Origin of the sequence: Duganella callida, assembly GCF_004614165.1 — a bacterium.
Taxonomy (GTDB): domain Bacteria; phylum Pseudomonadota; class Gammaproteobacteria; order Burkholderiales; family Burkholderiaceae_D; genus Rugamonas; species Rugamonas callida.
The window spans coordinates 1-10,172 of sequence record NZ_SPVG01000038.1; the positions used below are offsets into that span (position 1 = coordinate 1).

The 10,172-nt window shown below is 63.7% G+C and carries 6 protein-coding genes and 1 pseudogene; all 7 read right to left on the reverse strand.

The window, feature by feature from the left end; all coding sequences use genetic code 11:
• Positions 1 to 91: 91 nt before the first annotated feature.
• Complete coding sequence (gene typA / locus E4L98_RS04210; protein ID WP_135200323.1) at positions 92 to 1,927, reverse strand: translational GTPase TypA; 1,836 nt, start codon at positions 1,925 to 1,927, stop codon at positions 92 to 94.
• An 88-nt stretch (positions 1,928 to 2,015) separates the two neighbouring features.
• Positions 2,016 to 2,942, reverse strand: coding sequence for a tRNA pseudouridine(55) synthase TruB (truB, locus tag E4L98_RS04215; RefSeq protein ID WP_135200324.1), 927 nt, complete (start codon positions 2,940 to 2,942; stop codon positions 2,016 to 2,018).
• Positions 2,939 to 3,328, reverse strand: coding sequence for a 30S ribosome-binding factor RbfA (gene rbfA, locus E4L98_RS04220; RefSeq protein ID WP_135200325.1), 390 nt, complete (start codon positions 3,326 to 3,328; stop codon positions 2,939 to 2,941). Before rbfA ends, truB begins: the two co-directional genes overlap by 4 nt.
• A gap of 84 nt (positions 3,329 to 3,412) precedes the next feature.
• On the reverse strand, positions 3,413 to 6,292 hold the full coding sequence (infB, locus tag E4L98_RS04225) for a translation initiation factor IF-2 (RefSeq protein WP_135200326.1): 2,880 nt from the start codon (positions 6,290 to 6,292) through the stop codon (positions 3,413 to 3,415).
• 41 nt (positions 6,293 to 6,333) lie between these two features.
• Positions 6,334 to 7,899, reverse strand: coding sequence for a transcription termination factor NusA (gene nusA, locus E4L98_RS04230; RefSeq protein WP_135200327.1), 1,566 nt, complete (start codon positions 7,897 to 7,899; stop codon positions 6,334 to 6,336).
• On the reverse strand, positions 7,896 to 8,384 hold the full coding sequence (gene rimP, locus E4L98_RS04235) for a ribosome maturation factor RimP (RefSeq protein ID WP_135200328.1): 489 nt from the start codon (positions 8,382 to 8,384) through the stop codon (positions 7,896 to 7,898). Before rimP ends, nusA begins: the two co-directional genes overlap by 4 nt.
• 261 nt (positions 8,385 to 8,645) lie before the next feature.
• Positions 8,646 to 10,112: pseudogene (locus E4L98_RS31030) on the reverse strand (pseudouridine synthase); the annotation flags it as partial.
• Between the last annotated feature and the right edge of the window lie 60 nt (positions 10,113 to 10,172).

Consider the following 10,172-nt stretch of genomic DNA (forward strand, 5'->3'; position numbering starts at 1 on the left):
TCCTGAAGATCAAAGCCGCTTTTCCCGGTAATCCGCGATGAACCAAAAAAAAGCCGCCCGGATGGGGCGGCTTTCGTCATGCGGCGTGGGCTTATGCGCCTTCGCGGGATGCCTTCTTGCGCTCGTGCTCTTTCAGGTAGCGCTTGCGCAGACGGATCGATTTCGGGGTGATTTCGACCAGTTCGTCGTCTTCGATGAACTCGACCGCGTATTCCAGCGACATCTGAATCGGCGGCACCAGGCGCACCGCTTCGTCGGTGCCGGAAGCGCGCACGTTGGTCAGCTGCTTGCCCTTGATCGGGTTCACGACCAGGTCGTTGTCGCGCGAATGGATGCCGATGATCATGCCTTCGTACACCGGGGTGTTGTGCTCGACGAACATGCGGCCGCGGTCCTGCAGCTTCCACAGCGCGTAGGCCACGGCGGCACCGTCGTCCTGCGAGATCAGCACGCCGTTGCGACGGCCGGCCAGTTCGCCTTTCGACGCATCAACCGGGGCGTAGGCATCGAACACGTGCGACATCAGACCGGTGCCGCGGGTCAGGGTCATGAATTCGCCCTGGAAGCCGATCAGGCCACGCGCCGGAATACGGTATTCCAGACGCACACGGCCTTTGCCGTCCGATTCCATGTTCTGCAGGTCGCCACGACGACGGCCCAGTTCTTCCATCACGCCGCCCTGGTTGGCTTCTTCCACGTCCACCGACAGCATTTCGAACGGCTCTTCGCGCACGCCGTCGACCATCTTGAACACCACGCGCGGACGCGACACGGCCAGCTCGAAACCTTCGCGGCGCATGTTTTCGATCAGGATGGTCAGGTGCAGTTCGCCGCGGCCCGACACTTCGAAGATGGTGTCGTCGTCGGTCGGCAGCACGCGCAGCGCCACGTTGGATTTCAGTTCCTTGTCCAGACGGTCGCGCAGCTGGCGCGAGGTCACGAACTTGCCTTCGCGGCCAGCCAGCGGCGAGGTGTTGACCATGAAGTTCATGGTCAGGGTCGGCTCATCGACGGTCAGCATCGGCAGCGCTTCCGGCGCATCGGGCGCGCACACGGTCGAACCGATGCCGATGTCTTCGATACCGTTGATCAGCACGATGTCGCCGGCGACGGCTTCATCCACCAGCACGCGGTCCAGGCCCTTGAAGTTCAGCACCTGGTTGATGCGGCCCTTGGTCGGGGTATCGTCGGGACCGTTCATGAACACCACGTCCTGGCCTGCCTTCACGCGGCCGCGCGAGATGCGGCCGATACCGATCTTGCCCACGTAGGACGAGTAGTCCAGCGAGGTGATCTGCATCTGCAGCGGGCCGTCCGGATTGTCGTCACGCACCGGCACGTATTTCAGGATGGCTTCGAACAGCGGCTTCATGTCGCCGCCGCGCACGTCTTCGGTCAGGCCGGCATAGCCGTTCAGGCCCGAGGCGTAGACGATAGGGAAGTCCAGCTGCTCGTCGGTGGCGCCCAGCTTGTCGAACAGTTCGAAAGTCTGGTTGATCGCCCAGTCGGCGCGCGCGCCCGGACGGTCGATCTTGTTGACCACCACGATAGGCTTCAGGCCCAGGGCCAGCGCCTTGCGGGTCACGAAACGGGTCTGCGGCATCGGGCCTTCCTGCGCATCGACCAGCAGCAGCACGGAATCGACCATCGACAGCACGCGTTCCACTTCGCCGCCGAAGTCGGCGTGGCCAGGGGTGTCGACGATGTTGATGTGGGTGCCTTCGTACTCAACAGCGCAATTCTTCGACAGAATGGTAATGCCGCGCTCTTTTTCGAGGTCGTTCGAGTCCATGACTCGGGTATCGACAGCCTGGTTTTCACGGAAGGTGCCGGACTGGCGCAGCAGCTGGTCAACCAGGGTGGTTTTACCGTGGTCAACGTGGGCGATGATTGCAATATTGCGAATTGCGCGTTTGGTATTAGACATGATTGTATATGTGCGGAAAAACTGCGGGTGGGTACGCAGGTTAAGCGTAGCCCTCTAGTATAGCATGTTGCGTTGCAACTTCAGCGGTTTATTGCTGGGGAACTGCGATCAGGCGCTCCGGCGCCAGGATGCTGTATTCGCCGAGGATGGCGGTGCCGAGCAGCTTGTCGTCCAGATAGACGCGCACCCTGCCCTGCACCTTGGGCACCTGGATGCCCGGCTCCTTGCCCAGCGGCAGGCGCTGGCCATTGAGGAAGCGCTTGGCCAGCTCGGCATTCAGCTGCACGGCCGGGAAGCTGGACAGCAGCGCATCGACCGGCGACAGCAGGCTCAGCGGCGTTTCGTGCGCGGCCAGCTCTTCCAGCGTGATCATGTGCTCGGTGGTCAGCGCGCCGACCTGCGTGCGGCGCAGTGCGTTCAGATGCGCGCCGCAACCGAGCGCCTTGCCGATGTCTTCGCCCAGCACGCGGATGTACGTGCCCTTGCTGCAGGTGACCGACAGCTTCAGGAACGGCGCTTCATAGGCGATCAGTTCCAGCTTGTGGATCACCACGTCGCGCGCCGCGCGTTCCAGCGTGATGCCTTCGCGCGCGTATTCGTACAGCGGCTTGCCGTCGCGCTTGAGCGCCGAGTACATCGGCGGCACCTGCTTGATCGGGCCGCGGAACTGCGCCAGCACGGTTTCGATCTGCTCGACGGTGACGTCGACCTCGCGCGTCTCCAGCACCTGGCCTTCGGTATCGCCGGTGTCGGTGGTCTGGCCCAGGTGGACGATGGTGTCGTAAGTCTTGTCGGCTTCCAGCAAGTCCTGCGAGAACTTGGTGGCCTCGCCGAAGCACAGCGGCAGCAGGCCGGTGGCGAACGGATCGAGGGTGCCGGTATGACCGGCCTTTTTGGCGTTGAGGACGCGCTTGGCCTTGATCAGGGCGTCATTGCTGGACAGTCCGACCGGTTTGTCGAGCAGCAGCACGCCGTCCACCAGATCGCGGACGCGTTTCACACGTGCCTGATTCATGCGTCGCCGTCGTCCAGCGCGCGGGTGCTGTTGGCCTGGTCGATCAGCGCCGACATCGCCATGCCGCGCGCGGCCGAGGTGTCGTGCACGAAGTGCAGCTGCGGCAGCGTGTGGATGTGCAGGCGCTTGCCCAGCTGGTTGCGCAGGTAGCCCGCGGCGGCCTGCAGGCCGGCCAAGGTGTTCTTCACGGTTTCCGCGTCATCCTTCAGCATGGTGAAGTAGATCTTGGCGTGCGCGTAGTCGGGAGTCAGCTGCACTTCGGCCAGGGTGACCATGCCGACGCGCGGATCCTTGAGTTCAAAGGCGATCAGCTCCGACAAGTCTTTCTGGATCTGATCGGCAACGCGCTGACCGCGCTGCGGAATGTTTTTGCTGTGTTTTGCCATGATGATTCCATAAACGGCAAGTGGACGGAGGCTGCCCTCCGTCCACTTTACCAGATGCTGCTGATGCTGCCTGATATGCCCGAATTACAGGGTACGAGCGATTTCCTGTACTTCGAACACTTCCAGCGTGTCGCCCACCAGGATATCGTTGTAGTTCTTCAGCGACAGGCCGCATTCCAGGCCGGCGCGCACTTCTTTCGCATCGTCCTTGAAGCGCTTGAGCGAGTCGATCTCGCCAGTCCAGACCACGATGTTGTTGCGCAGCAGGCGGACCGACGAGGTACGCTTGACCACACCATCGGTGACCAGACAGCCGGCCACCGCGCCGACCTTCGACACCAGGATGACCTGGCGCACTTCCACCTGGCCGGTGACGGTTTCGCGCTTCTCCGGCGCCAGCATGCCGGACAGTGCCGCCTTCACCTCTTCGATCGCGTCGTAGATGATGTTGTAGTAGCGGATGTCCACGCCATTGGACTCGGCCAGCTTGCGCGCCTGCGCGTCGGCACGGGCGTTGAAGCCGATGATGACCGCTTTCGAGGCCACCGCCAGGTTGACGTCCGACTCGGTGATGCCGCCGACGGCCGCGTGCACGATCTGCACCCGCACTTCCGAGGTCGACAGCTTCTGCAGCGAGCCCACCAGCGCTTCCTGCGAACCCTGCACGTCGGTCTTGATGATCAGCGGCAGATTCTTCACTTCGCCTTCAGCCATCTGGTCGAACATGTTCTCCAGCTTGGCGGCCTGCTGCTTGGCCAGCTTGACGTCGCGGAACTTACCTTGACGGAACAGACCAATTTCACGCGCCTTGCGCTCGTCGGCCATGACCATGACTTCCTCGCCGGCTTGCGGCACTTCGGTCAGGCCCTGGATTTCGACCGGGATCGACGGACCGGCTTCCGCGATCGGCTTGCCGTTCTCGTCCAGCATGGCGCGCACGCGGCCATACGAGGAACCGGCCAGCACGACGTCGCCGCGCTTCAGGGTACCGGACTGCACCAGGATGGTGGCCACCGGGCCCTTGCCCTTGTCCAGACGGCCCTCGACCACCAGGCCGCGCGCCGGCGCTTCCACCGGCGCCTTCAGTTCCAGCACTTCGGCCTGCAGCAGCACCTGCTCCAGCAGCGCATCGATGCCCTGGCCGGTCTTGGCCGACACCGGCACGAATGGCGAATCGCCACCGTATTCTTCCGGCACCACGCTTTCGTTCACCAGTTCCTGGGTCACGCGCTCGATATTGCCGCCCGGTTTGTCGATCTTGTTGATCGCCACCACCAGCGGCACCCCGGCCGCTTTGGCGTGGGCGATGGCTTCCTTGGTCTGCGGCATCACGCCGTCGTCGGCCGCCACCACCAGGATCACGATGTCGGTGGCTTTCGCACCGCGGGCACGCATCGCCGTAAAGGCTTCGTGACCCGGCGTGTCCAGGAAGGTGATGATGCCGCGCGGGGTTTCCACGTGGTAGGCACCGATGTGCTGGGTAATCCCGCCCGCTTCGCCCGAGGCCACCTTGGCGCGGCGGATGTAGTCCAGCAGCGAGGTCTTGCCGTGGTCGACGTGGCCCATCACGGTCACCACCGGTGCGCGCGGCAGCGCTTCGTAGTGCGCGTGCTCGCCCTGGTCGGCCAGAATCGCTTCCGGATCGTCCATCTCGGCAGGGAAGGCTTTGTGGCCCATCTCTTCCACCACGATCATCGCGGTTTCCTGGTCCAGCACCTGGTTGATGGTGCACATCTGGCCCAGCTTCATCAGCTGCTTGATGACCTCGGATGCCTTGACGGACATCTTGTGCGCCAGTTCGGCCACGGTGATGGTTTCAGGGACGTACACTTCCTTGATGATGGCTTCGGTCGGCGCCTGGAAATTGCTTTCGCGTTCTTCCTGGTGATGACGGCGACCGCCGCCCTTGCCGCCGCGCCAGCTGTCGCGGCCGGTGGAGGCGCCAGCGCCGCCGGCATTGCCGCGGCCCTTGCTGCCGCCCGGCGCGCCGCGCTTCTTGGCGTCGTCCGACCAGGTCGAGGCGACATTCGCCGATTTGATCGACTTCTTGTCGCCCGGTTTCTTGGCGTCGTCCTTCTTGTCCGCGCCGGCGGTGCCGGCGGCGGCCTTGGCCGCGTTGGCGGCGGTGGCCGGCTTGTGCAGCGTGCCTTCCGCCACTTTCGGCTTGACCGGGGCCGGCGCCGGCTCCGGCGCCTTCACGGTGCGGCGCGGCTGGCTCATCATGGCCTTGATCTGCGCCACTTCGTCGGCCACGGCCTGGCGTGCGCGCTCGGTGGCGGCGGCCTGCTCGGCGGCTTCCTTGGCGGCCGCTTCCGCCTTCTTCCTGGCTTCATCGGCAGCGGCTTTTTTCTTCGCTTCGTCGGCGGCCGAGTCGGCCGAGGCCGCAGCCGAGGCGGCGGCAGCCGCGGCCTTGACGGCGGCGGCGCGCTTGGCTTCGTCCTCTTCCTGCTTGCGCGCGGCGGCTTCCGCTTCGGCGGTGGCCTTGGCCTGGGCGGCCTTGTCGGCTTCCAGCTTGGCCAGACGCTCCTGCTTCTCGCGCAGTTCCGCTTCCTGACGTGCGATCAGTTCAGCCTGCTTGCGCGCCTCTTCCTCGCGGCGCGCGATCTCGGCCGCGTCCACCACCGGCGCGGCAGGCGCCGCGGCTGCAGTCGTGGTCAGCGGTTCGTCGCGCTGCACGAAGGTGCGCACTTTCTTCACGGCCACCTGGATGGTGCGGGCCTTGCCGTTGGCGTCGGCCTGCTTGATCTCGGTGGTTTCCTTGCGGGTCAGCGTGATCTTTTTCTTTTCAGGCTGATCCGCGCCGTGGGTGCGGCGCAGGTGATCCAGCAGCTTATCCTTATCCTCTTTCGACAATGGATCTGACGCCGAACTTTTCTCGACGCCGGCAGAACGCAGCTGCGTCAGCAGCAAATCTGCAGGCATCTTCAGTTCGGTGGCAAATTGGGCTACGTTGTTACTCGCCATTCAGTCCTCTTTTCTATGTGTCGCGGAGATGATAAAGATAATTACGCCTTGGCCGACTCGGTCAGATTCCAGGCCTTGGCTTGCAGCGCTTTGGCGCGGTCATCGTACTTCGCATCGACCAACTTCATCTCATCGTCGGTCACATCTTCAAATTCACTCTTGATCAGCGCGCGTGCGCGGTCGGCCGACAGCGCCAGGATGGCGCCGAATTCGTCGTAGGCCAGGCCGGCAAACGCGTCTACAGTCTTGATACCAGCCAGGCCCAGCTTGCCGGCGGTGATGCGGTCCATGCCTTCCAGACCGACCAGCGCCTCGTCCATGCCTTCCAGGCCTTCTTCCGAAGCGATCGCTTCGGTGACCAGGGCGTCACGGGCGCGGGTGCGCAGTTCGTTGACGGTATCTTCATCGAACGATTCGATTTCCAGCATCTCGGAGATCGGCACGTAAGCGATTTCTTCCAGGCTGGCAAAGCCTTCCTCCACCAGGATGTCGGCCACTTCCTGGTCGACGTCCAGTTTTTCCATGAACAGCGCGCGGATCGCGGCGGTTTCCTGGGCTGCCTTGTCGGCCGATTCCTCGGCCGTCATGATGTTGATCTTCCAGCCGGTCAGGTCGGAAGCCAGGCGCACGTTCTGGCCGGAGCGGCCGATCGCGATCGCCAGGTTTTCTTCGTCCACCACCACGTCCATGGCGTGCTTCTCTTCGTCCACCACGATCGACGAGACGTTGGCCGGGGCCAGCGCGCCGATGACGAACTGCGCCGGATCTTCCGACCACAGCACGATGTCGACGCGCTCGCCGCCCAGCTCGGCGGTGACGGCCTGCACGCGCGAACCGCGCATGCCGACGCAGGTGCCGATCGGGTCGATGCGCTTGTCGGCGGTGTAGACGGCGATCTTGGCGCGCACGCCGGCGTCGCGGGCGGCCGATTTAATTTCCAGCATGCCCTGTTCGATTTCCGGCACTTCCAGCTCGAACAGCTTCATGATGAATTCCGGCGCGGTGCGCGACAGGATCACCTGCGGGCCGCGCATGTTGCGGTCCACGCGCAGGATGTAGGCGCGCACGCGGTCGCCGATACGCAGGTTCTCTTTCGGGATCATCTGGTCGCGCGGCAGGCGCGCCTCGATCTTGCCCGATTCGACGATGGCGTCGCCGCGCTCCATGCGCTTGATGGTGCCGGTGACCAGCGAGTCGCCGCGCTCCAGGAAGTCGGCCAGGATCTGTTCGCGCTCGGCGTCGCGCACGCGCTGCAGCACCACCTGCTTGGTGTCCTGGGCGAAGCGGCGGCCGAATTCCACCGACTCGATCGGTTCTTCGATGTAATCGTCCACTTCGATGTCGGCGATCTGTTCCTTCGCCTCGAAGTGCAGGATTTCCTGGTCCGGCAGTTGCAGGCCCGCCTCGTCCGGCACCACGTGCCAGCGGCGGAAGGATTCGAACTCACCCGACTCGCGGTCGATCGAAACGCGGATGTCTACTTCACCCTCATAGCGTTTCTTCGTGGCTTGCGCCAACGCGAACTCCAGCGCGCCGAATACGACATCCTTGTCGACGTTCTTCTCACGCGCCAGCGCGTCTACCAATAACAAAACTTCGCGACTCATGCTTTGCGTCCCTTAAAATCCACCTGTGGCACCAAGCGTGCCTTATCCACATCGGCGACCGTAAATTCCAACAGCGCCGGACCTTCATTGCTTTCAAATTCCAACGACAAATTCTCGCCATCGGGCTCCCGCAGGATGCCCGTGAACGATTTCCGGTTGTTCGTACCCGGCATGGCCATGCGCAGCTTGATGACTGCCTCGTGGCCGGCAAAACGTGCGAAATCCGACAGCTTGCGCAGCGGACGGTCCAATCCCGGCGACGAGATTTCGAGACGTTCATAGTTGACGTTCTCGACCGTCAGCACGTGCGACAGCTGATGACTGACGGTAGCGCAGTCTTCGACGGTGATCGGACCTCTTTCTTCCGCGTCGGCTGCGCTGAAATCGATAAACACGCGCAGCAGTCCACGCTCGGCCCGTTCGACATCAACCAGCTCGTAGCCCAGACCGGTGACGGTCTTTTCAATTAATTCCGGCAGTTGCAAGAAATTCTCCAGTTCAAGACTTGTTTATATGGGGCATAAACAAGACTTCACAAACGGTTCAACAAAAAAAAAATGGGCATCTGCCCATCTTTGTATAACACCTAGCCAGATGAAGTCTTTTCGAGCGCGGCTCGCAAATAACTTGTACTAGGCTAGATATTATAACCTGATATGAACTGCGCCGCAATGCCGCATGGTTGGAACGGCACTGTTACAACGCTTTCAAACAAGGGCTCCGCCGGTCGGCGGAGCGGGCAAAACTCAACCTTTGCGACGACGCGACATGCCATGGTCGATGGCGCCGCCGCGCGGCGGCTGACCGCGACGCTGGGCACCGCCGGCGCCGGCAAAGCCGAACGTGGTCTGCAGCGGATCCGGTTGACGCGGGCCGCCGCGGTTCGGGCCCTTGGACTGCTGCTGGCCGCGATTCTGGCCGCGGTTGCCCTGTCCTTGACCCTGCCCCTGGGCGCGCGCCGGCGCCTCGCCCAGCGGACGACCGCCACCGTAAGCGCCGAGCTGGCCGCCACGGTTGCCGCCCTGGCGCGCCTTGCCGCCGCCGTTACCACCACCATTGCCATTACCGCCGAAACCGCCCTGACCACGGCCGCCATTGCGGGCCGGTTTGGCGAACGGCAGCGCGTTGGCGTTGCTCAGGTCGGCGCGGTTGAAGTTGGGCTCGTTCTCGTCGTCTTCATCGTCGTCGTAGAAGTCGCGCTCTTCGCGGCGGTTGCCGCGTTCCGCCTGCTGGTCACGGCCTTTCTGACGCTTCTCCGGCCCCTTGTTCTGGGCCGGCTTGACCTGCTGCTGACCCTTGCCGCCAGCAGCCTGACCGGCCGGCTTGTCGCCGCCCTTCTTTTCGACGCTGTACGCCGTCATCAGCGCGCGCACGGCGTTTTCCTCCAGCTCTTCCCAACGGCCGCGTTTCAGGTTGCTCGGCAGGGTCATGGCGCCATAGCGGGTACGGATCAGACGCGACACGGTCAGGCCGATCGCCTCGAACATGCGGCGCACCTCGCGGTTGCGGCCCTCGCCGATGATCACGCGGTACCACTTGTTGACGCCTTCGCCGCCGCCGTCGGCGATCTTGGAGAACTGCGCGGTGCCGTCTTCCAGCTCGACGCCGGCCAGCAGCTTCTGGCGCATCCCCTCTTCCAGCTCGCCCAGCGTGCGCACCGCGTATTCACGGTCGATGCCGTAGCGCGGGTGCATCAGGCGGTTGGCCAGGTCACCGGAGGTGGTGAACAGCAGCAGGCCTTCGGTGTTGTAATCGAGACGGCCGACGGCCAGCCACTTGCCTGCCTTCATGGTCGGCAGGCGGTCGAACACCGAAGTGCGGCCTTCCGGATCGTCCATCGAGACGATTTCGCCGGCCGGCTTGTGGTAGATCAGCACGCGCGGCGGCTTCTTATTGACGCGGCGTTGCAGCAGCTTGCCGTTGATGCGCACGGCGTCGGTCGGCAGGATGCGCTGGCCGATGTGGGCCGGCTCGCCGTTCACCGACACGCGACCGGCGACGATCAGTTCTTCCATGTCGCGGCGCGAACCCAGACCGGCTTCGGCCAGGACTTTGTGCAGCTTCGGCGCGTCGTCTTCGGCGGTGAGGTCGCGGCGCACGGCCTTTTGTTGCTGGCGCCCCTTGCCCGGCTCGTCGCTGTCGAAGGCGTCCGACGTCACGTAGGAGAAAACGGCATCGGCGTCGTTGGCCTTGGCGCCACCGGCGTTCTGACCGCCCTGGACCATCGCCGGCAATATCGCCGTGACCCTGGGCGCGCAGGGCGGGATCTATAT